The organism is Rhizobium sp. C4, from assembly GCF_021026315.1.
Classification (GTDB): domain Bacteria; phylum Pseudomonadota; class Alphaproteobacteria; order Rhizobiales; family Rhizobiaceae; genus Ensifer_A.
In genome coordinates, this window is sequence record NZ_JAJNCX010000003.1 from 59,976 (window position 1) to 83,824 (window position 23,849).

Annotated in this window: 25 protein-coding genes; 12 read left to right on the forward strand and 13 right to left on the reverse strand. The window is 61.9% G+C overall.

All coding sequences use genetic code 11. From position 1 onward, the window contains the following. Positions 1 to 35: 35 nt before the first annotated feature. The 7 genes from LQK84_RS06645 to LQK84_RS06675 all read right to left on the reverse strand — a co-directional run bounded on the left by LQK84_RS06645 (position 36) and on the right by LQK84_RS06675 (position 5,789). Positions 36 to 566, reverse strand: coding sequence for a TIGR02281 family clan AA aspartic protease (locus LQK84_RS06645; protein ID WP_230827911.1), 531 nt, complete (start codon positions 564 to 566; stop codon positions 36 to 38). 220 nt (positions 567 to 786) lie between these two features. Continuing rightward, on the reverse strand, positions 787 to 1,416 hold the full coding sequence (gene upp / locus LQK84_RS06650; RefSeq protein ID WP_230827912.1) for a uracil phosphoribosyltransferase: 630 nt from the start codon (positions 1,414 to 1,416) through the stop codon (positions 787 to 789). A gap of 142 nt (positions 1,417 to 1,558) precedes the next feature. Next, positions 1,559 to 2,527 (reverse strand): adenosine deaminase, encoded by a 969-nt coding sequence (locus tag LQK84_RS06655; RefSeq protein ID WP_230827913.1) that lies wholly within the window; start codon positions 2,525 to 2,527, stop codon positions 1,559 to 1,561. After that, positions 2,524 to 3,744, reverse strand: a complete 1,221-nt coding sequence (locus tag LQK84_RS06660; RefSeq protein WP_230827914.1) for a phosphopentomutase — start codon at positions 3,742 to 3,744, stop codon at positions 2,524 to 2,526. The genes LQK84_RS06655 and LQK84_RS06660 overlap by 4 nt, the downstream gene beginning before the upstream one ends. 254 nt (positions 3,745 to 3,998) lie before the next feature. Beyond that, positions 3,999 to 4,595 (reverse strand): TadE/TadG family type IV pilus assembly protein, encoded by a 597-nt coding sequence (locus tag LQK84_RS06665; protein ID WP_230828296.1) that lies wholly within the window; start codon positions 4,593 to 4,595, stop codon positions 3,999 to 4,001. Between the two features lie 5 nt (positions 4,596 to 4,600). Beyond that, positions 4,601 to 5,233 (reverse strand): TadE/TadG family type IV pilus assembly protein, encoded by a 633-nt coding sequence (locus tag LQK84_RS06670; RefSeq protein WP_442966900.1) that lies wholly within the window; start codon positions 5,231 to 5,233, stop codon positions 4,601 to 4,603. A 94-nt stretch (positions 5,234 to 5,327) separates the two neighbouring features. Then, positions 5,328 to 5,789 carry a pilus assembly protein N-terminal domain-containing protein gene (locus LQK84_RS06675; protein ID WP_442966901.1) on the reverse strand — a complete coding sequence of 154 codons (462 nt, stop codon included), beginning with the start codon at positions 5,787 to 5,789 and terminating at the stop codon, positions 5,328 to 5,330. Positions 5,790 to 6,239: 450 nt separating this feature from the next. Between LQK84_RS06675 and LQK84_RS06680 the strand changes: the two genes are divergently transcribed. The 9 genes from LQK84_RS06680 (at position 6,240) to LQK84_RS06720 (ending at position 15,677) form a co-directional block, all read left to right on the forward strand. Continuing rightward, entirely contained in the window at positions 6,240 to 6,413 is a 174-nt protein-coding gene (locus LQK84_RS06680; RefSeq protein ID WP_230827916.1) for a Flp family type IVb pilin, read from the forward strand. Between the two features lie 258 nt (positions 6,414 to 6,671). Continuing rightward, on the forward strand, positions 6,672 to 7,184 hold the full coding sequence (locus tag LQK84_RS06685) for an A24 family peptidase (RefSeq protein ID WP_230827917.1): 513 nt from the start codon (positions 6,672 to 6,674) through the stop codon (positions 7,182 to 7,184). A gap of 213 nt (positions 7,185 to 7,397) precedes the next feature. Continuing rightward, the gene (gene cpaB, locus LQK84_RS06690; protein ID WP_230827918.1) at positions 7,398 to 8,195 is read left to right on the forward strand and encodes a Flp pilus assembly protein CpaB; all 798 of its coding nucleotides are present in this window, start codon (positions 7,398 to 7,400) and stop codon (positions 8,193 to 8,195) included. Positions 8,196 to 8,226: 31 nt separating this feature from the next. Then, entirely contained in the window at positions 8,227 to 9,825 is a 1,599-nt protein-coding gene (locus LQK84_RS06695) for a type II and III secretion system protein family protein (RefSeq protein WP_230827919.1), read from the forward strand. Positions 9,826 to 9,836: 11 nt separating this feature from the next. Then, positions 9,837 to 10,583: a CpaD family pilus assembly protein gene (locus LQK84_RS06700; protein ID WP_230827920.1), complete on the forward strand. Its 747-nt coding sequence runs from the start codon at positions 9,837 to 9,839 to the stop codon at positions 10,581 to 10,583. A gap of 34 nt (positions 10,584 to 10,617) precedes the next feature. After that, positions 10,618 to 11,919, forward strand: a complete 1,302-nt coding sequence (locus tag LQK84_RS06705; protein ID WP_230827921.1) for an AAA family ATPase — start codon at positions 10,618 to 10,620, stop codon at positions 11,917 to 11,919. 19 nt (positions 11,920 to 11,938) lie between these two features. Continuing rightward, a complete protein-coding gene (locus LQK84_RS06710; RefSeq protein ID WP_230827922.1) occupies positions 11,939 to 13,450 on the forward strand; it encodes a CpaF family protein in 1,512 nt (503 codons plus the stop codon). A 59-nt stretch (positions 13,451 to 13,509) separates the two neighbouring features. After that, positions 13,510 to 14,565 carry a type II secretion system F family protein gene (locus tag LQK84_RS06715; RefSeq protein WP_230827923.1) on the forward strand — a complete coding sequence of 352 codons (1,056 nt, stop codon included), beginning with the start codon at positions 13,510 to 13,512 and terminating at the stop codon, positions 14,563 to 14,565. 98 nt (positions 14,566 to 14,663) lie between these two features. Next, a complete protein-coding gene (locus LQK84_RS06720; protein ID WP_230827924.1) occupies positions 14,664 to 15,677 on the forward strand; it encodes a type II secretion system F family protein in 1,014 nt (337 codons plus the stop codon). A 110-nt stretch (positions 15,678 to 15,787) separates the two neighbouring features. On the opposite strand, the gene LQK84_RS06725 is transcribed toward LQK84_RS06720, so the two are convergent. Beyond that, positions 15,788 to 16,600 carry a tetratricopeptide repeat protein gene (locus LQK84_RS06725; RefSeq protein WP_230827925.1) on the reverse strand — a complete coding sequence of 271 codons (813 nt, stop codon included), beginning with the start codon at positions 16,598 to 16,600 and terminating at the stop codon, positions 15,788 to 15,790. Positions 16,601 to 16,913: 313 nt separating this feature from the next. Here LQK84_RS06725 and LQK84_RS06730 point away from each other — a divergent pair, with 313 nt between their 5' ends. Beyond that, positions 16,914 to 18,305, forward strand: coding sequence for a leucyl aminopeptidase family protein (locus tag LQK84_RS06730; protein WP_230827926.1), 1,392 nt, complete (start codon positions 16,914 to 16,916; stop codon positions 18,303 to 18,305). Positions 18,306 to 18,362: 57 nt separating this feature from the next. On the opposite strand, the gene LQK84_RS06735 is transcribed toward LQK84_RS06730, so the two are convergent. After that, positions 18,363 to 18,977 (reverse strand): cytochrome b, encoded by a 615-nt coding sequence (locus LQK84_RS06735; protein WP_230827927.1) that lies wholly within the window; start codon positions 18,975 to 18,977, stop codon positions 18,363 to 18,365. A 208-nt stretch (positions 18,978 to 19,185) separates the two neighbouring features. Here LQK84_RS06735 and LQK84_RS06740 point away from each other — a divergent pair, with 208 nt between their 5' ends. Further along, entirely contained in the window at positions 19,186 to 19,536 is a 351-nt protein-coding gene (locus LQK84_RS06740; RefSeq protein ID WP_230827928.1) for a MarR family transcriptional regulator, read from the forward strand. A 6-nt stretch (positions 19,537 to 19,542) separates the two neighbouring features. Beyond that, complete coding sequence (locus LQK84_RS06745; RefSeq protein WP_230827929.1) at positions 19,543 to 20,397, forward strand: C40 family peptidase; 855 nt, start codon at positions 19,543 to 19,545, stop codon at positions 20,395 to 20,397. A 6-nt stretch (positions 20,398 to 20,403) separates the two neighbouring features. Here LQK84_RS06745 and LQK84_RS06750 read toward each other — a convergent pair whose 3' ends face one another. From LQK84_RS06750 to LQK84_RS06765, 4 genes are read right to left on the reverse strand one after another with little or no spacing between them, the layout of a single operon-like run. Continuing rightward, positions 20,404 to 21,360: a 2-hydroxyacid dehydrogenase gene (locus LQK84_RS06750; protein WP_230827930.1), complete on the reverse strand. Its 957-nt coding sequence runs from the start codon at positions 21,358 to 21,360 to the stop codon at positions 20,404 to 20,406. Positions 21,361 to 21,368: 8 nt separating this feature from the next. After that, the gene (locus tag LQK84_RS06755; RefSeq protein ID WP_230827931.1) at positions 21,369 to 22,997 is read right to left on the reverse strand and encodes an ABC transporter ATP-binding protein; all 1,629 of its coding nucleotides are present in this window, start codon (positions 22,995 to 22,997) and stop codon (positions 21,369 to 21,371) included. Continuing rightward, positions 22,994 to 23,500 carry a type II toxin-antitoxin system VapC family toxin gene (locus tag LQK84_RS06760; protein WP_230827932.1) on the reverse strand — a complete coding sequence of 169 codons (507 nt, stop codon included), beginning with the start codon at positions 23,498 to 23,500 and terminating at the stop codon, positions 22,994 to 22,996. The genes LQK84_RS06755 and LQK84_RS06760 overlap by 4 nt, the downstream gene beginning before the upstream one ends. Beyond that, positions 23,500 to 23,790, reverse strand: coding sequence for a hypothetical protein (locus LQK84_RS06765; protein ID WP_230827933.1), 291 nt, complete (start codon positions 23,788 to 23,790; stop codon positions 23,500 to 23,502). The genes LQK84_RS06760 and LQK84_RS06765 overlap by 1 nt, the downstream gene beginning before the upstream one ends. Positions 23,791 to 23,849: the final 59 nt, after the last annotated feature.

Consider the following 23,849-nt stretch of genomic DNA (forward strand, 5'->3'; position numbering starts at 1 on the left):
AGGGACAAGCCGGCTTCCGCTTCTTCGTCCGGCGCTCAGTTCTTGAGATAGAGCACGCCGTCCTGCACCTTGTAGGACTTGAGCTTGCTCATGAAGCTCATTCCGACCAGCATGCCGGAGAGAGACTTGTCCTTCAGCACATAGGCGTCGACATTGCGCACGCGCACCGAGCCGACCTCAAGACGGTCGAGCGTCACATGGGCGGCCTGCGTCGTGCCGTTGGCGGTGGTGACTGCGTAGCGGTAGTCGAGGCTGGAGCCGCTGATGCCGATGCGCTTGGCGGTCTGCTCGTTGATGGCAACGAAGGTGGCGCCCGTATCGACCAGACCGTCGACGTCGCGACCATTGACCCGGAAGCTGGCGTTGAAATGTCCGCCGGCACCGGCCTTGATGGCCTCCTCGCCGGGGGCGGCAACGGAGACCGGGGTGGTCGCCGCGGTCGTGGCCTGCATGTCCACGCCGGGGGCCTGAACGGTCGCCACGCTGTCTTCCAGCGTCTTGTGGGCGTGACTGAAATAGACGGCAGACAGCGCTGCCGCTGCTGCTACAAACAGAAAGCGGTTCATGATCTTCTTATCCCTGTTTTGCGCGGCAGCTTCCTTGTCCGCCTTCGCAATGGGACCACTATTCCTGACAGAAGTTATGAATTTCAAAAAATCGCCCGCCGGCACGGGGTGCGGGCGGGCCATTTTGAATTGGCTGGTTAATGCCGGGTGAAATGCGGCGAAACTTCGGCTTTTCGGTGGCCGGCTGCGCCGGTTGCCCGGCGCCTGTTCAGGGAGCCGCTTACTTGGTTCCGTACATGCGGTCGCCGGCATCGCCGAGACCGGGTACGATATAGCCGAGTTCGTTGAGATGGTCGTCGATCGCGGCGGTGAAAACCGGAACGTCCGGATGGGCTTCCGTGAAGTTCTTGATGCCTTCGGGGGCTGCCAGCAGGCAGAGGAAGCGGATGTTGGTCGCGCCGCGTTCCTTGAGCTTGTCGACGGCGGCGATCGAGGAATTGCCGGTCGCGAGCATCGGGTCGACGACGATGACGAGGCGGGCATCGAGATCGCTCGGCGCCTTGAAGTAATATTCGACCGGCTTCAGGGTCTCGTGGTCGCGGTAAACGCCGATATGCGAGACGCGGGCGGCGGGAACCAGTTCCAGCATGCCTTCGAGCAGGCCGTTGCCGGCGCGCAGGATCGAGGCGAAGACCAGCTTCTTGCCTTCGAGCAGCGGTGCATCCATTTCCATCAGCGGCGTTTCGATCCGCTCGGTGGTGAGTTCGAGGTCGCGCGTGACCTCATAGCAGAGCAGCGTCGAGATTTCCCTCAGCAGCCGGCGGAAGCTGGCCGTCGAGGTTTCCTTCTTGCGCATGATCGTCAGCTTGTGCTGCACGAGGGGATGGGAAATAACCGTGACGCCGTTCATCTGTGCCTTCCAGTCTGCTTGGAAGCAATTCCAGGAAAAGTGGAAACCGGTTTTCCGTCCGGAATTGCGTATGGATAGAATATAGTCTTAGCGTAATGTCGGCTTCCCGCAAGGCGCGTGCCTTCGTCAGCGGTCGTAATCCTCAAATCATTGCAAGAAGACGTGCCCGGGTGGGCTCGTCGACGAAGGCGGCTTCGATCGCGGTGCGGGTCATCAGCGTGAGGTCCTGATCCGAAAAGCCCATCCGGGACTTCGCGATCTCGTATTCCTTCGCCAGCGATGTATTGAAGAAGGGCGGATCGTCGGAGTTCAGCGTCACCTTCACGCCCATGTCGAAGAACGTCCTGAGCGGATGGCTTTCGAAATCGGGGAAGACCTTGAGCGCGATGTTCGAGCCGGGGCAGACCTCCAGCACAATGCCAAGATCGGCAATGCGGCGGACGAGATCCAGATCCTCGATGGCGCGCACGCCGTGGCCGATGCGCGTCGGGCGGACGAGGTCAATCGCGTCGCGCACGCTCTCGGCGCCCGCAAGTTCGCCGGCATGGATGGTGATGCCGAGCCCGGCGTCGCGGGCGATGTCGAAGGCGCGGGTGAAATCGGCAACCCTGCCGAAGCGCTCCTCGCCCGCCATGTTGAAGCCGGTGATCAGCGGATCGGGCCGCTCGGCGGCAAACTTCGCCGCGGCCTCGACGCGCTCGGCACCCAGATGCCGCACGCCGATGACCACCATGCGGCTCTCGATGCCGGTCTTTTCCCTGGCCCGCTTCATGCCTTCCGAAATCCCGGCAATATAGGCGCTGGCGCTCAGCCCCGCCGAAACGCCATGGTCGGGCGAGACGAAAAGCTCCCCGTACACGGCGCCGGCTGCGGCGATTTCGGCGAGATAGCTTTCCGCCAGAAGTGCGAAATCCTCTTCCGTCCTGAAGAGAGCCGCCGCCGCGTCATAGCAGCCGATGAAGGTGGTGAAGTCGTGCCAGACATAGGCGCCATCGCGAATGAAGCCCGTCATGTCGGCCCCGTATTTCGCTGCCTGCGAAAGCACGAGGTCGATCGGCGCGCCGGCTTCCAGATGCAGGTGCAGTTCCGCCTTCTTCAGCCTCGACGTCACAGGAAGCTCCGTCCGTGGCGACCGGGTTCGATGCCGAGATGGGCAGCAATGGTCTCGCCAATATCGGCATAGGTGGGCAGTACGCCGACGTCCCGCGCCTTGATGCCGGGGCCGTAGACCAGAACCGGCACGCGCTCGCGCGTGTGGTCCGAACCGCGCCATGTCGGGTCGCAGCCATGGTCGGCGGTGATCACCACGATGTCGCCGCGCTGGAGCTTGCGGTTGATCTCCGGCAGGCGGCGGTCGAACTCTTCGAGGGCTGCCGCATAGCCGGCGACATCGCGGCGATGGCCGTAGAGCATGTCGAAATCGACGAAATTGGTGAAGACAAGATCGCCGTCTCCGGCCTCGTCCATGGCATCCAGCGTTGCGTCGAAGAGCGCCATGTTGCCGCTTGCCTTCCAGAGCTTCGAAACGCCCTGATGCGCAAAGATGTCGGCGATCTTGCCGACGGCGTGTACCTGGCGTCCGGCATTCTTCAGCCGGTCGAGCAGCGTCGGCTCCGGCGGCAGCACCGAATAGTCGCGGCGGTTGCCGGTGCGTTCGAAGGTCTCGGCGGTCTCGCCGAGGAAGGGGCGGGCAATGACCCGTCCGATATTGTAGTCGTCCACCAGCTTGCGCACCGTCTCGCAGAGGCTGAGCAGCCTCTCAAGGCCGAAATGCGTCTCGTGGGCTGCAATCTGGAAGACGGAATCCGAGGACGTGTAACAGATCGGCTTGCCGGTGCGGATGTGCTCCTCGCCATACTGCTTGATGATGTCGGTGCCGGAGGCGTGGCAATTGCCGAGGATGCCGGGAATGTCGGCGGCCTTGCAGATGCGGTTGACGAGCTTCTCGGGGAATGCGTCGCCCTCCGGGGGGAAATAGCCCCAGTCGAACATGACCGGCGTGCCGGCAATCTCCCAATGGCCCGACGGCGTATCCTTGCCGCGCGAGATTTCGCTGGCGGCACCGCGGACGCCATAGGTCTTCTCGGGCACGGGCATGCCGGTGGGGAATTTCCCCGTGGCGGCCTTTGCCGCATGCAGCAGGCCGAAGATGGAAAGGTTGGGCAGTTCGAGCGGGCCGTCGCGCAGCCCCTTGCGATCGGCACAGCCATGGGCGCAGAACTCGGCAATGTGGCCCAGCGTGTCGGCGCCGATGTCGCCGTAGATCTCCGCGTCCGGCGCGCCGCCTATGCCGAAGGAATCGAGAACGAAGAGGAATGCGCGAGCCATGATCACCAGACGTCCAGTGCAAATTCAATGAGCGGTTTTCGCCCGGAATTGCAGATAAATAAAGAGCAGGACGGTGGACGATGGTCGTCTGTTCACCGGAAATGCTCGGGGCAGGGCTGGCCAACGCTTTCGCAGGCCCGCCAATAGGCCGCCTCGCATCGCGCGGCAGTCCGTCTGCCCGCTTCAGCGGCTCGTTTGACGTTTTAGGATCTGATGCGGTTCAAGGCCAGCGAAATCGCGCGGGTGCCGCGATGTCAGCAGTCGGAACAGGTGATGTTGTTGCCGACGCGCTGGCGATAGTAGAAGTCTTTCTTGATCGTGAAGTTCTGCATCTGCGTGCCGCTCATGCCGGGAAGGTAGAGCAGCAGGGAATAGGGCAGGCTCAGTTCGGAGCGCACGACGAAAGAGTTCGCGATCGCAAGATCGGACGGGATCGTGGCGGTGGAGCCGACGGCGTAGGGCACGCCACCCGTCGACTGCCAGGACCAGGCAATTCTAGCAACCGAGGCCGCATCGATGGTGATGCCGCTGATCTTGAGAGCCACGCCGGTGGAGGCATAGGGCGCGATCGTTGCCTTGGCGACATTCGGCATGGTCGACAGGAATGCCTTGTCGACGGAGGTCTTCTGCGTGACAAGATCGGCAATGTCGGAAGATGCATGCGTGGTCTTGCGCGTGATGCTGATCGCAACCGTGATTTCAAACGACATCAGGTAGATGATGAGCAGGATCGGCACGATCAGCGCAAACTCGACCGCGCCGACGCCGTCCCTTGCCCGCAGGAGGCGAGACAGTGCTGAGGGCTTCGCCAGTTGGCGCGCCGCAGTCTTCAGTCTTGCAATCAAGGCCATGGCGCTCACGGGTAATTCTCGTTCTGGAAGGCGCTGGTGGCCACGATCAGGAAATCGCCCTTCGTGGTCCCTTCGCGTTGGATGTTCGAGATATAGGGGCGCACGAGGTCCGTCGTGATCGGCCAGCGGTAATAGGCGCGGAACATGTTGATCTTGCCCGCACCCCCCGGCGTGAATTTCAGCTTCGTCACGTCGATGTCCCGCGTCTTGCCGCCATTCGTCGCGACCAGCGGAATGCCGACCGGAATATCGGCGAAATTCGTGACCTGCTGCAGGTCGATATAGAGCTTGTAGGGCACGGCGGGCTCGGTCTGCGAGCAGGTAATCATCACCGAGATCTGCTTGCAGAATTCCTGCCGGAACTGGGTCTGCGTCATGTATGTCGTTGTGCGGGTCGGGTCGCTGAAAGTGATCTGCCCCGTGCGCACGCGCCGCGCCATCGTATCGACGGCGTTGGAAACCAGCTGCTCCCCTGTGAAGGCGATGAATGTCTCGAACGTGGCGAAGACGATCATCATGAACGGGATTGCCAGGATTGCAAACTCGATGGCAGTTGCGCCTTCGCTCGACTTGAAAAGCCGGCGCAGCCGCGATGCCCGTTTTGCCTTTCCTTCAGTGGCCAAATGCTTCACTCCCATTGTCGCCAGCCGGACGAGCCGTCGATCGGTCTCTGAAGCATCCGCTTGAATGCGCCGATCGTCTCCCGTTTCGCACGCCTCGCCGGATCACCTCTTACTGCGCCATGGAGGCAGAGGGTGCTGCGGTGGCCGTCGCGCTTGCAGCGGCGCCGGTCGGCGCCGAATTCTTTTCGCAGTTCGGGGTGCAGGAATAGACGCTGCGCTCCGTCTGCCGGAAGACCCGCACCGTGTTGCCCTCGTCGATGGAAACAAGCACGCGTTCGTCGAGGATCGCGTTGCCGGTCGAATCGAGCAGCACAAGATTGGTGGTGCCGAAGCTGCGGCCCGTCAGCACGATGGTCTTGGAATCAGCCACCGTTGCGTCCGCCACGTCCGAGTTTCCGATGATGACCTTCGCAACCGAGCGATCAAGCTTCAGCACGCGTGCGTGATTCATGAAGACGCGGATCAGGTCGCCATTGGCATCGGCGGCAGCGGACGCGCCAGCCGACATCAGCAGCGCAACGAAACCGCTCGCAAGCATCTTCATCTTAGAGGAGGAATTCAAAACAGGCATGGTTATGTCCCGATGGATTTTGAGACACTGTCATCTGGAAATGTAAAATTCGCGTTAAGCATGACTGCCTATCTTCCAGATCGCGGTCGCCGCAGGGCCTGTCACATGATGCGACGGAAGCGCCTGCCGATGTGTTAACGCCGCCATTTTGCTCCGATGGCAAGGCTCGCCCGCTGTTGTTATTCGGGAGATAGTAGGGCCAGGCAATCCCGCAATATATAACGGCTTCAACAGCGCGGGCGTGTTCTCTCGAAAGCTTAATATTGAAAATTGTCTGTTTTCAATTGCGTTACTATTTACCAATCTTACTGCAAACGCCGATTAACCTGTCGTTAAGTATATGCGTTAAGTCGATTTCAAGGAAGCCGGGATAGTCTCATCGCATCCGATCAACGGGAACGGTTGGCGGTACTGCCGAAAATTTTAAGAGATGTGACTCAGGAGACCCAAATGACCAAGCTTCTTACCCGTCTTATGAAGGACGAATCTGGTGCAACCGCCATCGAATACGGTCTGATCGCTGCCCTCATCGGCGTAGCAATCATCACCGGCGCACGTTCGCTCGGCGGCGCTCTGAACAACAAGTTTTCGAACATTGCTACGACGGTCAACAGCACGAACTAATCGGTTCGCGCCAATGCGCCTCATTCCAAACCTGCCTTCGGACGCCGAAGGCAGGTTTGTATATTTTTAAGCGGTTTGCTGCAAAGTGGCGCGAGTCGCGATCGATACATCCTTCGATCCGGCCTGAACACGAATGAACGCAATGCCTTGCCGCACTCTTGCCCTTGAGGTCGGGACATCGGTTCGCAAGGCCCGGATTTGTCCCGTGAAGCCATCAAGCTCATTGTCCAAGCCGGATCACCAGGAAACCGCCAGGTCATGATCCAAGCCGCCATCCTTGTCATCTTTCCGCTTTGCATGGCCGTCGCGGCCTTCTCAGACCTTTTCACGATGACAATCCCGAACCGCGTTTCGCTGATCCTTCTGGCGTCCTTCTTCATTGTTGCACCGCTGGCGGGGCTCGGCCTCGTCGAGATCGGCTGGCATCTGCTGGCGGGCCTGTGCGTCTTCGCCGTTGTCTTTGTTCTCTTCGCGATGAACACAATGGGCGGCGGCGATGCCAAGGTGCTGACGGCAAGCGCCGTCTGGTTCGGCTTCAACGACAGCCTGATCGTCTACATGGGCGACGTTGCCGTGATGGGGGGCGCCCTCACCATTCTCATCCTGCTGATCCGCAGCCAGAGAAACCTGATCGCCGTCATGGGCCTGCCGATACCGCGACCGCTGCTGCAGGAAAAGAAGATCCCTTATGGCATCGCCATCGGCATCGGCGGCTTCATGGCCTATCCCTCGTCGCCCCTGATGGAAATGGTGCTTAAAGGCGCCTTCTAGCGCCACCGGAAGCTTCGGCCAGATCAGGCAGCGCTCGCGCCCTTCCGCGGCCACCCTCCCGCTTCGCAGACCTTCTTGACCATCGCGCTCAACGCACCCCTGCCTGCGCTGGTTTAGATTGGGTTAACCTTATCGCTAAGAAATTCATTAACCATAATTACACCAATTCCTGATCAATTGAGGTCACTTCGTTGGATTCTCCAGGAATTGATCATGAAACCAGCACGTCTGATTATTTTATCCGTTGCCGCGGTGGCGGCCGGTCTTGCCGGTTACCTGGCGCTCAACATGGGGGGGCAGCAGGTCGTCGAGATTCAGGCGGCGCAACCGAAAATGGTCAAGGAAGCGACTGTCGACGTGCTGGTGGCGAAGGTCAACCTGGCGACCGGCGCCCGGCTGAACGCCGACAGCATGACCTGGATTGCCTGGCCTGAAACGGCGATTGCCCCTGGCTTCATCACCAAGAAGAACCGCGAGTCTGCCATGGCGGATCTGAACGGCGCCATCGTCCGGCTGCCGATCTTCGCCAACGAGCCGGTTCGCCTCGAAAAGATCGTCGATGCCAGCAACCGCACGATGTCGTCGATCCTTCCGGCCGGCAAGCGCGCAATCGCGACGGAAATCAGCGTTTCGACCAGCGCCGGCGGCTTCATCCTGCCGAACGACCGCGTCGACGTCATCATGGTCCGAAAGGGCACGCAGCAGACATCCTTCCAGACGGAAACGATCCTCAGCAACATTCGCGTTCTGGCGATCGACCAGCAGCTTCAGCAGGGCCCGGATGGCAAGCAGACGGCAGTCGGCTCCACGGCGACGCTGGAACTGACCCCCGACCAGGCGCGCGTGATCGCGGTCGCCCAGCAGATTGCCGACCGCCTGACGCTGGCGCTTCGTTCGGTCGCCGATTCCAGCGAGCCCGACACCTCGGCTTCCGAACATCTTCTGGGCAACGGCGATGGCTCGCCGGGCATCCAGGTCATCAAATCCGGCGCTATCTCGACCAGCCAGTAAGAACGAGCGGGAGCATACAGTGAGACCCATCATGCAAGACATCCGCAAGACCACGATTGGCGGGCTGTGCTTCACTCTCGCGCTGACCGGGATCCTTCCGATCCCGCTCGCCGGCGTGCAGGGATCGGCGGCTTTCGCTGCCAGTGAATCCATGGTGACGATTTCCCAGGCAGGCCCGGGGGTCAAGAAGAACCTCAAGCTCGGCCTGAACAAGGCGCTGGTGGTCGAACTTCCCGCCGACGCGCACGATATTCTCGTTGCCGACCCGTCGCTGGCGGACGCCGTCACGCGCACCTCGCGCCGTCTCTATCTCTTCGGCAAGGCCGTCGGCCAGACCAACGTCTTCGTCTTCGGCGCAGACGGCAAGGAACTCGTGAGCCTGGACATCCAGGTGGAGCGCGACATTTCGCAGCTCGAGACCAACCTGCGCCGCTTCCTGCCCGACTCCGACATCAAGGTCGAAATCATTTCGGACAACATCGTGCTCACCGGCTCCGTCCGCACCCCGCAGGACGCGGCCCAGGCCTCCAAGCTTGCCGAAATCTTCGTCAAGGGCGGTGAAGCCACGACCCGCAACCAGACGGCATCCGGCACCGGCTCGGCATCGAGCGTCGCCATCTTCGCCGAAGACCGCCAGCAGTCGCAGATCGTCAACCTGCTGACCATTCAGGGCGAAGACCAGGTTACGCTCAAGGTCACGGTCGCCGAAGTCAGCCGCCAGGTTGTCAAGCAGCTCGGCCTGAACTCTTCCATCAGCGGTTCATTTGGCACGTTCAACTTTATCAATCCGACAAACTTTGGCGGAACGGCGAACGGCATTGGAGCCTTGGGCAAGGTTGCCGGCACTGCAGTGGGTGCGATGAGTGGCACCCTGGGTGGCGCCGTGGGTCTTGCTTCTTACGTCAACGCCATGGAACAGGCCGGGGTCATGCGGACGCTTGCCGAGCCAAGCCTGACTGCGATTTCGGGCGAGGTTGCGAAATTTTACGTCGGCGGTTCGTTCAACATGACGACCGGCCAGACCGTGACTTCCGGCTCGCAATCAATCGCGCCCAACGGGGCGGTCATCAACACCCCCGGCACAATTTCGAGAGACAAGGAGACGAGCCAATATGGTATTTCGCTCAACTTCCTGCCTGTCGTCATGTCTGCGGGTCGGATCAGCCTGAAGCTTGAGACCGAAGTGTCCGAGCCGACCTACGAAGGTTCGGTGAGCTCATTGGGCTACCCGAACAACACAGGCGTGACTCAGCTCGGCATTCGCCGTCGCCAGGCATCCACGACAGTCGAACTGCCCTCGGGTGGTTCCATCATGATCGCCGGCCTCGTCAGCGACGACGTTCGCCAGGCCTTCAGCGGCAACCCGGCGCTTGCCAAGGTTCCGATCCTCGGCACAATGTTCCGCTCGAAGGATTTCCAGCGCAACGAGACCGAACTTGTCATCATTGCAACGCCCTATCTTGTGCGCGCGGTCTCGGCCGACAAGCTCGCCCGTCCGGATGACAATTTCATACCCGAGAACGATGGGGCGACCTTCTTCCTGAACAGCGTCAACAAGGTCTACGGCACGAAGGCCGATACGGCCGGCGGCCAGCGCTACCACGGCAATGTCGGGTTCATCTACAAGTGAGGAGCGGGACGATGGACCAGTTGAACGAAGAACGCCTCCACACGATCAAAAGGGAAGCTCTGGTGATGCCTGCGCTCAGAACACTGACATTCGTCGCCCTTGCGGCCTCGACGGTAGCGCTGGCCGGTTGCGGCAATCTGCGCCCGGACAGCGACCTCAAGACGGCCTCGATCGAGAACGACTACCGCGTTCGCCATCCCATCAAGCTGGCGGAAGCCGAGCACTCGATCGACATCCCGGTTGCCACCGGCGACGTCAAGCTTGGCCACGGCATCGAGGACACGATCCGGGGCTTCGGACAGAGCTACAAGAACAACTCCTCAGGCGTCATCCAGATTGCCGTACCGTCCGGGTCGATCAATTCCCGTGCCGCACGCGCCGTCGTCCCGCAGGTGCGCAAGCAGCTGGCCGCCGAGGGCGTCGAGCAGCGCCGCATCATCGTGACGGGCTATCAGGCCGAGCCCGGCGTCTCGGCGCCGATCAAGATCAGCTTCGTCGCGCTCACCGCCATGACCGACCAGTGCGGACAGTGGCCGGAAGACCTGATGGAAAACTCCTACGGCAACAAGAACTGGTACAATTTCGGCTGCGCCAGCCAGAACAATCTGGCCGCCCAGGTCGCCAATCCGAAGGACCTCTTCGATCCGCGCGCCTCGACCCCGATCGACGCGCAGCGCCGCGCCAACGTCATTGATAAGTATCGCACCACTGGCTCTGATCTTGGCAAGGATACGAGCATCACAATCCCGAGCCAATGATCGGTCGTGATCGGTTACCGGAGAGACAGGACCCATGAGTACAGTTGAATACGGAATCGAGCCCGTCGCGATCGACGAACAGCTTGAAGAGCGTGCGACCGAAAGCATCGAGATCGACCAGATCCGGCCGCTGCCGCGCATCTCGATTCATGCCTTCTGCGAGAGCGAGGAAGCGCTGCGCCTGATGGATCGCTGCAGCCGCGACCGTCGCATGGCGAAGGTGACGTTCAAGATCAATCACGGCAGCATCGCCGCTGCGGCAGGCATGTTTGCCAGCGCCGCGACGCCGAACCTGATCATCCTGGAAACCGCGCTCGGTGCCGACCGGCTGTTCGAGGAGCTGGGGCCGCTCGCCGAGGTCTGCGATCCGTCGACCAAGGTCATCATTCTCGGGCGCCAGAACGACATCAGCCTCTATCGCGAGCTGATGCGCAACGGCATTTCCGAATATCTGGTCTATCCGGTCAGCCTGCCCGACATGCTCTCCTCGGTCGCTTCGATCTTCGTCGATCCCGAGGCTGAACCGCTTGGCCGCAGCATCGCCTTCATCGGTGCGAAGGGTGGCGTGGGCTCATCCACGATCGCTCACAACGCCGCGTTCGGCATTTCCAGCCTGTTTGCCACCGAGACGATCCTGGCCGACCTCGACCTTGCCTTCGGCACGGCGAACATCAACTTCGACCAGGATCCGGCGATGGGGATGGCGGAAGCCGTCTATTCGCCCGACCGTCTCGACGAGATCTTCCTCGATCGCCTCTTGGCGAAATGCACCGACAATCTCTCGCTTCTGGCCGCACCCTCGATGCTCGACCGGGCCTATGACTTCGGTCGCGATTCCTTCCAGCCGGTGCTGGAAGTCCTGTCGCGCTCGGCGCCCGTCACGGTGCTCGATGTTCCGCATGCCTGGAACGACTGGACGCGCATGCTGCTTTCCGGCGTCGACGAGGTGGTCATCACGGCCGTGCCGGATCTCGCCAACCTGCGCAACGCCAAGAACATGTTCGACGCGCTGAAGAAGCTGCGTCCCAACGACAAGCTGCCCCACCTGATCCTCAACCAGGCGGGCATGCCCAAGCGTGCCGAGATCTCGCCGGCCGACTTTGTCGATCCGCTGGGCATTCAGCCGATTGCCGTCATCCCCTTCGAGGTGCAGCTCTTCGGCAACGCCGCCAACAGCGGGCGCATGATCGCCGAGATCGATCCCAAGGCCCCGGTTGCCGAGACCTTCTCGCAGATCGCCCATGTTGTCACCGGCCGCACCACCGTCAAACGGCAGAAGGGCGGCAGCCTTGCCAAGATGCTCGCACTGCTCAACCGCGCCAAAAGCAAAGCATGAAAAAGACTGGATCTGATTGATGTTCGGCAAAAAGGGAAATGACGGCTTCGGAAAATCCGGTGTCTCGGGAGGGTCCGCCCCTCCCGCGCCGAGACCCCATGCGCCTGCCGCAGCCGAGCCTCAGGCAATGGTTGCGACACTCGAGCCGGCGATGAAGGCTCAAGAGCCGGCACCGTCGCGCGCCGCCACAACGCCGCCGCCTCTTGCTCCCGAACCGCCGGCCCGCCGCCGGACCACCCGGAACTCCGAATATTACGATACCAAGAGCCAGGTCTTCTCGGCCCTCATCGACACCATTGACCTGTCGCAGCTTGCCAAGCTCGACAGCGAGAGCGCGCGTGAGGAAATCCGCGATATCGTCAACGATATCATCACCATCAAGAACTTCGCCATGTCGATCGCCGAGCAGGAGGAACTGCTCGAGGACATCTGCAACGACGTTCTGGGCTTCGGTCCGCTCGAGCCGCTTCTGGCCCGCGACGACATCGCCGACATCATGGTCAACGGGGCCGGCCAGACCTTCATCGAAGTCGACGGCAAGGTCCAGGAATCCGAAATCCGCTTCCGCGACAACAGCCAGCTTCTGTCGGTCTGCCAGCGCATCGTCAGCCAGGTCGGCCGCCGCGTCGACGAATCGAGCCCGATCTGCGACGCGCGCCTGCCCGACGGTTCGCGCGTCAACGTCATTGCGCCGCCGCTCGCCATTGATGGTCCGGCACTCACCATTCGTAAGTTCAAGAAGGACAAGCTGACGCTCGACCAGCTGGTGCGCTTCGGCTCGATCACGCCGGAAGGCGCGACGGTCCTGCAGATCATCGGCCGCGTCCGCTGCAACATCGTCGTCTCCGGCGGCACGGGTTCCGGCAAAACGACGCTGCTGAACTGCCTCACGCGCTATATCGACACGCATGAGCGCATCATCACCTGCGAAGACTCCGCCGAACTTCAGCTGCAGCAGCCGCATGTCGTGCGCCTTGAAACCCGCCCGCCGAACATCGAAGGCGAGGGCGAGATCACCATGCGCGACCTCGTCAAGAACTGCCTGCGCATGCGTCCCGAACGCATCATCGTCGGCGAAGTGCGCGGACCGGAAGTCTTCGACCTTCTGCAGGCCATGAACACCGGCCACGACGGCTCGATGGGCACAATCCACGCCAACACGCCGCGCGAATGCCTGAACCGCATCGAGTCCATGATTGCCATGGGCGGCTTCACGCTGCCGGCGAAGACCGTGCGCGAAATCGTTGCCGGCTCGGTCGACATCATCATCCAGGCGGCCCGTCTGCGCGACGGCTCGCGCCGCATCACCCACATCACCGAAGTGGTCGGCATGGAAGGCGATGTGATCGTGACGCAGGATCTGGTGCGCTACGACATGGAGGGCGAGGATGCCAATGGCAAGATCATCGGCAAGCATCGCTCCACCGGTATCGGCCGTCCGAATTTCTGGGATCGCGCCCGCTATTACGGCGAAGAGAAGCGCCTGGCGGCGGCGCTCGACGCCATGGAAGACAAGGGCGGCGGCGTCTGAACAGCAGGCGCCGACCGACAGGGAAGCAAGATGAAGAGTGACAACCGGGAGCACGCGTAATGTTCGGTTTTGACCCCATGGTCCTGGCGATCATTGGCCTTGCCGCCATTGCGGCAGCGGCCGTTGCCTATGGCGTCCTCTTCTCCGAAATCGAGAACCAGCAGAAGACGACCAGCCGCTACAAGAAGGTCAAGGCCGCCGAGACCGATACGGTCAAGGTGAAGGCCGCCCGCGACCGCATGCAGGAAGCGACCAAGCGCCGCAAGTCCATCCAGGATTCGCTGAGCGAACTGGAGAAGAAGCAGGAGCAGAACAAGAAGGTCGATACCCCGACCCTGAAGGTTCGCCTGCTGCAGGCCGGCCTGGCCATCACGGAATCGCAGTTCTATATCGGCAGTGCCATCATGGCCTTCGGCACGCTGGTGGTCGGCTTCATCATGACCGCCGACATGTCCGGCACGCCCGCAATCGATTTTCTGCCCTTCTCCAATGCACAGCTTGGCGTCTTCGCGATTGCCTTCGTCATGGGCGTCGGCGCACCGCGTTTCGTGGTCGGCTTCCTGTACAAGCGGCGCATGAAGAGGTTTCTGAACGAGTTTCCGAATTCGCTCGACATCATGGTGCGGTCGATCAAGTCAGGCCTGCCGCTCAACGACGCCGTGCGCCTGATCGCCATGGAAGGCCAGGAACCCGTCAAGAGCGAGTTCCGCCGGGTCGTCGAGGCGCAGCAGATGGGCATGTCGATCGCCGATGCCTGCGCCCGCATGAACGCGACCATCCCGCTGCAGGAAGTCAAGTTCTTCGCCATCGTGATCGGCATCCAGGCCCAGGCGGGCGGTAACCTGTCGGAAGCGCTGGGCAATCTCAGCCGTGTTCTGCGCGACCGCAAGAAGATGCTCGGCAAGGTGCAGGCGCTCTCCATGGAAGCCAAGGCGTCGGCCGCCATCATCGGCGCCCTGCCGTTCATCGTCGCCACGCTGGTTTCGATCACGTCGCCCGACTACATCAAGCCGCTTTTCACCGATCCACGTGGTCATCTCATCCTGCTCGGCTCCGCGGTCTGGATGTCGATCGGGGTGCTGGTCATGCGCAAGATGATCAATTTCGATATCTAGTTCTCTGCTGAAGCAAATGCCGGTCGAACAACAGCGACACATGTCTTCCGGAATTGCTTGAACCGACGGGCGCAGGATCCGCCACAAGGACGATCAGGATGCTTTACGATCTCGCTGCGACAGCCACCAACCCGGGTTTCATCTTCGCCGTGCTGATTGGCCTGGCGGTCTTCGGGACGCTTTACGTGGTGGCCGAACCCTATTTCGAGCGCGGCGACCTGCAGAAGCGGATGAAGTCAGTGGCGACCGAGCGCGAGCAGCTGCGCGCCCGCGAACGCGCCCGCATGAACGCGGCCCTGCAATCCAAGGCGAGCCTGCGCGGCAAGGACAACAAGAATGTCCGCAACATCGTCGAGCGTCTGAACCTGCGCAAGGCGCTGGTCGACGACGCCACCATCAACAAGCTGCGCGCCGCAGGCTACCGGTCGCAGAATGCCCTCAACACCTATCTCTTTGCCCGCCTGATCCTGCCCTTCGTCTTCGGGGTCGCCGGTGCGATCTGGATCTTCGTTCTCGACAATCTGTCCGACCAGCCGTTGACCATGCGGCTTCTGGCCAACCTCGTCATTGCCTATCTCGGTTTCTATTCGCCGATCATCTTCATCAGCAACAAGATGGGAAAGCGGCAGTCATCCATCCGCAAGGCCTGGCCGGACGCGCTGGACCTCCTGCTGATCTGTGTCGAATCCGGTGTCTCTGTCGAGGCCTCGATGCGCCGCGTGGCCGACGAAATCGGTGTGCAGTCTCCGGAACTGGCGGAAGAAATCGTGCTGACAACCGCCGAGCTCTCCTATCTGCAGGATCGTCGCAGCGCCTATGAAAACCTCGCCAACCGCACCCAGCTGGACGCGGTGAAATCGACGACGCAGGCGCTGATCCAGGCCGAACGCTACGGTACGCCGGTGGCGCAGGCCCTGCGCACGCTCGCCCAGGAAAGCCGCGACACCCGTATGAACGAGGCCGAAAAGAAGGCCGCTGCCCTGCCTCCGAAGCTGACCGTGCCGATGATCCTGTTCTTCCTGCCGGTGCTCATCGCCGTCATCCTCGGACCGGCCGGCATCCGCGTCAGCGACCAGATGAGCGGCGGCACGCAGGAACAGACGACGCGCTGACGGACATAGATCCGGACATTGGACAACGAAAAAGGCGCTCCGGTTTCCGGGGCGCCTTTCTGGTCTTGGGAGCAGGAATGTGCGGGAAGGGGGATCGGACCCGGGCTGGTTCAGCCCTGGCTCTTCAGCGCCTTCCAGGTCGGCTGCTGGCTCATCATCGAGCGCAGATACTTGACGTTGGCCTCGGCCTGCGTCGGCGAAAGCTCCTGGCGGGCGATCTTTTCGGCTTCCGGGTAGCGACCCTGCAGGCCGACGACGAGCGCCAGGTTCTGGCGCACGGAACTGTCGGCGGCCGGCTGCGCTGCGGCCTGGCGAAGATAGGTCTCGGCCGATTTCAGATCCTTTGTCAGCACATAGGACATGCCGAGATTGGAGAGAACGGACGGGTCGTTCGGCTTCAGGTCGAGTGCTTCGCGGTAGCGCATGCGCGCCTCCGTCGAGCGGCCGAGCTGGTCAAGGATCGCACCCTGCGCCGACTTCAGGCGCCAGTCCGGCAGGTCCGGGCGTTCGGCGCGGGAGATCGTTTCAAGGGCTGCATCAAGCTGGCCGGCGGCGGCCTGCGCCTTGCCATAGGCGGCAAGCACTTCCGTGTCGCTGGGGTGGCGGATGACGACCTGCTGCATGACGGCGAGCGCCTGGTCATTCTTGCCGGTCATCCGCAGGAGGTTTGCATAGTTCAGGCCGGCTTCGCGGTCGTTCGGGTTCTTGGCATAGGCGTCGCCAATCCGGTTGGCGGCCGAACTCAGCTCGGTGGCGTTCATTTCGGTCACGGGCTTGGAAAGCCCGGTCGGGATCGAGCCGGTCTTGATGTTGTCGGTCGAACTGGACGTCTGGCAGGACTGCAGCGATAGCGCTGCCGCAAACAGGCAGGCACCCGCCAGCAACTTGCTGCTGCGGACCCGGATATGGGTGGATGTGGTCATGGCGCTGCCCCGAATTCTGGTTTCTTGCACCGGCCGGTGGGCATACTGAAAACTGCGGCGCAACCTTGACACCAGCAATAGTCTGTTAACCCTAACAGAGCGTTAACGACTCTGATTCCCATGCCTTCGAAGTCATCCGGAGGACATGGCGGACAACCGGCCTGTGCGGGCCGAGCAACGCATGTTTGGGGCAATTCCGGAGCAAGGGCGGCGCGCGACCGTCGGGAATTGTGTGTGAGATCGAGAAGGAGCATCTCGGCGATCCGCGGTCGCTGAAATTGCTCCCGGCAATCGGGAAGAAAGACGAGAACAGATGGCCCCCTTTCAATTCATCAAGCGCCACAGCCCCTTCAACAGCAAGCTTGGCAAGACCCTGCCGGTCTTTGCCGTGACCCCAGCGCATATCGAGATCGGCGCCATCGAGGCGACCGCGCTGGAATGGGCGCGGAAATCCGGCTTCAAGGCGGATAACGGCTCTGTGCTTCTCGTTCCTTCGGCGGACGGTGCGCTCGGCGGGGCGCTCTTCGGCCTCGGCAAGAACCCGGCGGTCAACCCGTTCATGACCGGACATCTCGCGCGCACCCTGCCCGAGGGCGAGTGGCATGTGGAGACCGCGCCGCTGACGGCCAACCGCATCGCGCTCGGCTTCGGCCTCGGCAGCTACCGTTTCGAGACCTATCTGAAGCCGAAGCCGCACGGCGCAACGCTTCTCATTCCCAAGGATGCGAACGCCACCGACATCAAGCGCCAGATTGCAGGCGTCTTCCTAGCCCGCGATCTCATCAACACCCCGACGAACGACATGGGGCCGAACGCGCTGGAAAAGGTCTTCCGCGATCTCGCCGAACACTACGAGGCCAAGGTCTCGGTGATCTCCGGCGACGATCTCCTGAAGAAGAATTTCCCGCTCATCCATGCGGTGGGCCGCGCGGCCGCCGAAGCGCCGCGGCTTCTGGAAATGCGCTGGGGCGAGAAGGGCGCGCCCAAGGTGACGCTCGTCGGCAAGGGTGTCTGCTTCGACACCGGCGGTCTCGACATCAAGCCGTCTTCTTCCATGCTGCTGATGAAGAAGGACATGGGCGGTGCCGCCAACGTGCTCGGCCTCGCGCTGATGATCATGGATGCGCATCTGAAGGTCGACCTGCGCGTTCTCGTCCCCGTCGTCGAGAATTCCATCGCCGGCAACGCCTTCCGTCCGGGCGACATCTACCGCAGCCGCAAGGGCCTGACGGTGCAGATCGACAACACGGACGCCGAGGGTCGTCTGATCCTGGCTGACGCGCTGGCCTATGCCGACGAGGACAAGCCCGATCTGCTGATCGACATGGCGACGCTGACGGGGGCCGCCCGCGTGGCGCTCGGTCCCGACCTGCCGCCCTTCTTCACCGATGACGAAGACCTCGCCCACGAACTGGCGGATTCGGCGCTGGAGAATGACGACCCGCTGTGGCGGCTGCCGCTCTATGCCGGCTACGAGACCGACCTTTCCACCAAGATTGCCGATCTCACCAATGCCCCTTCGGGCGGCATGGCGGGCGCGATCACCGCGGCGCTCTTCCTGAAGCGCTTCGTGACCGAGACCGACAGCTGGGTGCATTTCGACATCTTCGGCTGGTCGCCGAAAGATCGCCCGCATGCGCCGCTCGGTGGCGAAGCGCAGGCTATCCGGGCGATCTATCATCACATCCGCAAGCGGGTGAAGTGACGGCAATTCCAGGAAAACCGCATTGCGGTTTTCCGTTCGGAAATGCGCGTCTCAAAGTCAGTTCTGCTTGATGGCGTGGCCGGTGACGGCCGAGCCGCCGAGCCGTCTATCATCCTGGTAGCCGCGCGTCATGCGGCCGAGAATGTCTTCCCGCCACAGATACTTGTGCACGAAGACCATCAGGATATGTCCGGCAACCAGCGCCAGAAGCACCCATCCGGCCGGTCCGTGAAGGAGCTGGCCTGGTGCCATCAGCGCTTCGTCGCGCGTGCCGGGCTGGAAGATCTGGACGCCGAAGGCAATGAAACCCCTGCCGCCGGCATAGGCGCGCAGAAGGCCGATTGCCGGCACGAAGAGCATCAGGGCATAGAGCGCAAGATGACCGCCGAGCGAGGCAAGGCCCATCAGGCCCTTGCCATGCGGCGGGCGGGTGCGCAGGTTCAGCAATCCCCAGACGGCGCGGACGGCAACGAGGACCAGCAGGGCGAAGCCCAGCGTGTAGTGGATACCCCAGACCGTTTTGGTCATCGGCAGCTCGCGGTCAATCAGGCGCAAGATTGCCGACAGGAACTGGGCGGCGAAGAGGACAGCCATCAGCCAGTGCAGCACCCGGCTGACGATGCCGTAACCTTGCGGGCGATCCCAGATGGAAGGGGTGGGTTCGGGGGACATGGAAACTCCTGAATTCATGAAGCTTTCAACGGGTTCTCGATTGCACCCGAAGGAAGCGGGGTTCCCCTCCCGGCGCGATGTGTGGTGTCGCATTGCGGAAAACTTGTGGCAGACGGGGGAGCAGTTTTGGCGACACACCGTGCGTACTTGCAAAACAGCCGCATTGGTTCCACAATGATACGGAGCCGAAACGTTCACGGAGCCGATCTTGCCGCTGGAAATGACCCCGTCACAGGCCCTGGGCCTCTGGCATGCCGTGTCCCTCTCGCAGGTGCGGTCGGAGGCACACGACCTGACGCTGCGGCAGATGGCGATCCTCTTGCAGATCTATCTCGTGCCGCCGCCGCATACGGTGCGGGGCCTTGCTGCGACGCTCAACGTCACCAAACCGGTCATCACCCGCGCGCTCGACACGATGGGCGCGATGGGTCTTGTCGATCGCGTTCGCGACGACAAGGATCGACGCAATGTCATTATCAAGCGCACGGTGGCCGGTGCGCTCTATCTGGAAAAGCTCGGTGACGTCGTCATCGCCGAAGCCCGCCAACTGCCTTACTGAATGGAAATGCCCGTGACACTGGATAAACGGCTCAACGCCTATCGCCCGGATCTCGCTGACGCCCGGCTTGAAGGCAAGGTCGAGGCTTCGCGTTTCGTAAAAGGGGAGGCGGGCATGGTCACCGCTCCTGTCGCCGACCTGCGACCAAGGCCTGACCTGAGCGCCGGCATCGACACACAACTGCTTTTTGGCGAGCCTCTGCGCATTTTCGAGCGCCACGGCGGCTGGGCCTGGGTGCAGGCCGAGGTCGACGGCTATGTCGGCTATATGGCGGAAGCGGACCTTGTTTCGCCGGCTCAGCAGACGACATTCTGGATCATCCAACCCCGCACCTTTCTTTATCCCGAACCAGACATGAAGCGCCCGCGTGGGGCGCCGCTATCGCTCGGTAGCCGGATATTCCCCGTGGTGCAGGTTGAGACACGCGGCACGCGATACCTGACGCTGGCCGGAGGTGGTTCAGTCATCGCCGCGCATTGCGCGCCGTTGGGCGCGCCTGTCTCTGACGATTATGTCGCCATCGCCGCCCGGCTTCTGGAAACGCCCTATCTCTGGGGTGGCAAATCCGCCTTCGGCATCGATTGCTCCGGCCTTGTGCAGCTCTCGATGATGATGGCGGGAAAGTCTGCGCCACGCGACAGCGATATGCAGGCCGCCGGCCTGGGCACGGAAATCGGGTTCGATGAACTGCGCCGCGGCGATCTCGTCTTCTGGAAGGGCCATGTCGCCATCATGGAAGATGAAGAGACCATGATCCACGCCAACGGCCACACGATGAGCGTTGCCCGAGAAGGCCTGAAGGCGGCGGTGGAGCGCATCGGCTATCTCTACGGCAAGCCGACGGTGTGCCGGCGTCCTTGAAAGGCGTCAGTACCCCAGGGTGCGATCCACCACATGCTCCAGCGAAAGGCCGGACTCGTGCCGCGCGATCTGCCCCTCGACATGACGCATCAGCGCCACGACATCGGACGCCGCCGCCGCATGCGGCGTCACGATGACATTCGGCTCGGCCCAGAGCGGGCTTTCCGAGGCGAGCGGTTCCGTCTCGAACACATCGAGCGAGACCCCACCGAGGATGCCTTCGTGGAGTACGAACAGAATATCCGCCTCGACCTGGCTGCCGCCACGCCCGGCATTGATGAAGACCGGCTTGCCGAGCGCGCCACCCTGCCGGAGTTTGGCAAACAGTGCCTTGTTGTAAATCCCGCGCGTCTCCGCCGTCAGCGGTAAAAGCCCGACGAGAATGTCGGTCTGGGCGAGGAAGTCATCCAGCCCATCGCCATCGAAGGTCTGCATGCCCTCGATCGCCTTAGCACTGCGCGACCAGCCGACGACATGAAAGCCCATGACCTTCAGCTTGCGCGCCGCATCCTGACCCAGCACGCCAAGCCCCATGACGCCAACGGTGACATCGCGCGCTTCCGGCTGCGCCAGCTCTTCCCAGTGGTGATCCGACTGCGCCTTCAGATAGGCCGGCATCTGGCGCAAATGCAGCAGACATTGCAGCACGACCCATTCGCTCATCCGGTCCGTCAGGCTGCGGTCGACAAAGCGCACCAGCGGCACGTCTTCGGGCAATCCCCCGACCCGCAGGATATGATCCACCCCGGCGCCACCGGAAAAGATCGCCTTCACGTCCTTCGCCCGCTCGAAAAGCGTCGGGTCCTGCTTCCACACCAGCGCATAGTCGATGCCGGAAAGGTCGCGGCCGGCATGGGCAGGGTCCGCCATGTTTATGACTTCGCGCCCCGGAAAGGCGCCGGCCAGCGCCTTGGCAACAGCATCCGGCGGGAACTTCAGATCGATGATGATGGGGCTTTTCATGCGGGCACTCACTGTCCGACCGCTTCGGTGCGGATCGCTTTCAGATCGAAGGCGGCGGCCATCAGCGCCTTCGTATATTCCTCGGCGGGCGCGCCGATCACCTGCTCGGCCGTGCCCTGTTCCACCACCTTGCCGGCGCGCATGACGATGATGTCATTGGCAAGCGCGCGGACGACCTTCAGGTCATGGCTGATGAAGAGATAGGCGAGGTTGTGGTCCTTCTGCAGCTTGCGCAAAAGCTCGACCACCTGTGCCTGCACGCTCATGTCCAGCGCCGAGGTCGGCTCGTCCAGCATGACGAAGCGCGGCTTCAGGATCATGGCGCGGGCAATGGCAATGCGCTGCCGCTGGCCCCCGGAAAACTCATGCGGATAGCGCCAGCGGGTTGAGGCATCGAGGCCGACTTCTTCCAGCACCTCAGCCACGCGGCGATCGCGCTCTTCGAATGACAGGCCTGGCTCATGGATCGCCAACCCTTCCGCCACGATATCGGCAATGTTCATGCGCGGCGACAGCGACCCATAGGGGTCCTGGAAGACCACCTGCATGCGATTGCGCAAGGGCTTCATCGACTTGAACGAATAGGCGGCAATATCCTGCCCGATAAAGCTGATCCGTCCTTTGGACGAGATCAGCCGCGTCAGCGCCAGCCCCAGCGTCGTCTTGCCCGAGCCGGATTCGCCGACGACGCCGAGCGTCTGCCCGGCACGCAGCGTCACATTGATCCCGTCCACCGCCTTCACATGATCCGTGACCTTGCGGAGAAAGCCGGTCTTGATCGGGAACCAGACGCGCACGTCTTCAGCCTCCATCACGATCGGCTGGCTCAGATCCGCCTTCGGCGGCCGGCCCTTCGGCTCGGCGGCCAGCAGATGTTTCGTATAGTCATGCTGCGGATCGGCAAAGATCGTCGCCGTCGGCCCGGCTTCCACGATCTCGCCGTGGCGCATGACGCAAACCTTGTCAGCAAAGCGCCGGACAATGCCGAGATCGTGGGTGATGAAGAGCATGGCCATGCCATGGTCGTGCTTGAGCTTGGCGAGCAGTTCGAGGATCTGTGCCTGCACGGTCACGTCCAGCGCTGTCGTCGGCTCGTCGGCAATCAGGATATCCGGTCGGTTGGCAAGCGCCATGGCGATCATCACGCGCTGCCGCTGGCCGCCCGAAAGCTCATGCGGAAACGCCTTCAACCGCTTTTCCGGCTCGCGAATGCCGACCTGATGCAGGAGCTCCAGCGTGCGCGCCCGCGCCTTGTCGCCGCGCATCCCTTGATGCAGCTCGAGGATTTCGCCGATCTGCCGCTCGATGGAATGCAGCGGATTGAGTGAGGTCATCGGCTCCTGGAAGATCATCGTGATGTCGTTGCCACGCACGCCGCGCAGCTCCGCATCGCTCGCCTTCATCAGGTCGCGCCCCTTGAAGACGATCTCGCCGGACGGATGGCTCGCGGCCGGATAGGGCAGGAGCTTCAGCACCGAATTCGCCGTCACCGACTTGCCGGACCCGGATTCGCCCACCAGCGCCACGACCTCGCCGGGATGGATGTCGAAGGACACGCCCTTGACGGCCAGCGACGTCACCCCGCCCTGGTGAAAGGCTACCTGCAGATTGCGGACGGAGAGGAGGGGATCAGTCATGGGGAAAGGCTACTTATGATTTCTCGGATAGAGCGAATGCTCGGGCGAACGACTTTCATGTGATCTATTGCGAGGGTTTCCCCCGCAAACTTAGGATGGCGGCCGCAGCCTTCCTTAATTCCAAGATCAGCCGTCAGGAAAACGGAGCATCCCAACAGGAGGGCAGTCGCCAGATGAATTGCGTCCGGCAACTTCAGGCCCAGGTTTTGAGCACGCAAAATAGCTGCGGTCTGCAAAATGCGGAAATCGACAGGGATGTTCTGTAACCAGGGACTGTCAAGCAACGTGCGCTCATACTGATCGATGAGGTCGGCATGAGCCAGCCTGTAGGGTCTGACCAGGCCCTCGGAAACAGTGATGAGGCTGGTGACGAACCGGATTTCGTTTTTTTGGGGCGCTATGCTGAAGAGCTCTGCCAAAACCATTCGCAGTTCGGCATCTTCTCCTTCCAGCGCGAAAATAAATATGTTCGTATCTAGATAGATTCGCGCATTCGGCGGCATCAATAATCCCACTCGTCGCGCAGTTCGCGAATGCTTGCAACAGCTTCATCAAGGCTCACAGGGGAAACGTTCTTTGCGCGGAAGCTTCTTATTGCCTCAAGGCTTTCTTCCAATGACATCGGCTTGCGTGGCGGTGGTAAGGCACTCTTAAGGGCGGAAAGGCCGCTGGTTGCGATTTCTTCGATTGGCGTTTCCAAAACGATGCGCACGGAATCGATGCCTTCCAGCCCCTCGCGCAAATCCGCCGGCAGGTTTTCGACTGGATAATGCTCTCGTACAATCTTGTTCATCGGGCCGTCGCTCCATCGATCTCGGCGCATACTATCCCACAACGCGGACTATTGCATCC

Excerpts from the sequence above, each read along its gene's own strand:
- LQK84_RS06645 (WP_230827911.1), bottom strand. The coding sequence starts at position 566 with ATGAACCGCTTTCTGTTTGTAGCAGCAGCGGCAGCGCTGTCTGCCGTC.
- upp (WP_230827912.1), bottom strand. The coding sequence starts at position 1,416 with ATGAACGGCGTCACGGTTATTTCCCATCCCCTCGTGCAGCACAAGCTG.
- LQK84_RS06660 (WP_230827914.1), bottom strand. The coding sequence starts at position 3,744 with ATGGCTCGCGCATTCCTCTTCGTTCTCGATTCCTTCGGCATAGGCGGC.
- LQK84_RS06665 (WP_230828296.1), bottom strand. The coding sequence starts at position 4,595 with ATGGCCTTGATTGCAAGACTGAAGACTGCGGCGCGCCAACTGGCGAAG.
- LQK84_RS06670 (WP_442966900.1), bottom strand. The coding sequence starts at position 5,233 with ATGGGAGTGAAGCATTTGGCCACTGAAGGAAAGGCAAAACGGGCATCG.
- LQK84_RS06675 (WP_442966901.1), bottom strand. The coding sequence starts at position 5,789 with ATGCCTGTTTTGAATTCCTCCTCTAAGATGAAGATGCTTGCGAGCGGT.
- LQK84_RS06680 (WP_230827916.1), top strand. The coding sequence starts at position 6,240 with ATGACCAAGCTTCTTACCCGTCTTATGAAGGACGAATCTGGTGCAACC.
- LQK84_RS06685 (WP_230827917.1), top strand. The coding sequence starts at position 6,672 with ATGATCCAAGCCGCCATCCTTGTCATCTTTCCGCTTTGCATGGCCGTC.
- cpaB (WP_230827918.1), top strand. The coding sequence starts at position 7,398 with ATGAAACCAGCACGTCTGATTATTTTATCCGTTGCCGCGGTGGCGGCC.
- LQK84_RS06695 (WP_230827919.1), top strand. The coding sequence starts at position 8,227 with ATGCAAGACATCCGCAAGACCACGATTGGCGGGCTGTGCTTCACTCTC.
- LQK84_RS06700 (WP_230827920.1), top strand. The coding sequence starts at position 9,837 with ATGGACCAGTTGAACGAAGAACGCCTCCACACGATCAAAAGGGAAGCT.
- LQK84_RS06705 (WP_230827921.1), top strand. The coding sequence starts at position 10,618 with ATGAGTACAGTTGAATACGGAATCGAGCCCGTCGCGATCGACGAACAG.
- LQK84_RS06710 (WP_230827922.1), top strand. The coding sequence starts at position 11,939 with ATGTTCGGCAAAAAGGGAAATGACGGCTTCGGAAAATCCGGTGTCTCG.
- LQK84_RS06715 (WP_230827923.1), top strand. The coding sequence starts at position 13,510 with ATGTTCGGTTTTGACCCCATGGTCCTGGCGATCATTGGCCTTGCCGCC.
- LQK84_RS06720 (WP_230827924.1), top strand. The coding sequence starts at position 14,664 with ATGCTTTACGATCTCGCTGCGACAGCCACCAACCCGGGTTTCATCTTC.
- LQK84_RS06725 (WP_230827925.1), bottom strand. The coding sequence starts at position 16,600 with ATGACCACATCCACCCATATCCGGGTCCGCAGCAGCAAGTTGCTGGCG.
- LQK84_RS06730 (WP_230827926.1), top strand. The coding sequence starts at position 16,914 with ATGGCCCCCTTTCAATTCATCAAGCGCCACAGCCCCTTCAACAGCAAG.
- LQK84_RS06735 (WP_230827927.1), bottom strand. The coding sequence starts at position 18,977 with ATGTCCCCCGAACCCACCCCTTCCATCTGGGATCGCCCGCAAGGTTAC.
- LQK84_RS06745 (WP_230827929.1), top strand. The coding sequence starts at position 19,543 with ATGCCCGTGACACTGGATAAACGGCTCAACGCCTATCGCCCGGATCTC.
- LQK84_RS06750 (WP_230827930.1), bottom strand. The coding sequence starts at position 21,360 with ATGAAAAGCCCCATCATCATCGATCTGAAGTTCCCGCCGGATGCTGTT.
- LQK84_RS06755 (WP_230827931.1), bottom strand. The coding sequence starts at position 22,997 with ATGACTGATCCCCTCCTCTCCGTCCGCAATCTGCAGGTAGCCTTTCAC.
- LQK84_RS06760 (WP_230827932.1), bottom strand. The coding sequence starts at position 23,500 with ATGCCGCCGAATGCGCGAATCTATCTAGATACGAACATATTTATTTTC.
- LQK84_RS06765 (WP_230827933.1), bottom strand. The coding sequence starts at position 23,790 with ATGAACAAGATTGTACGAGAGCATTATCCAGTCGAAAACCTGCCGGCG.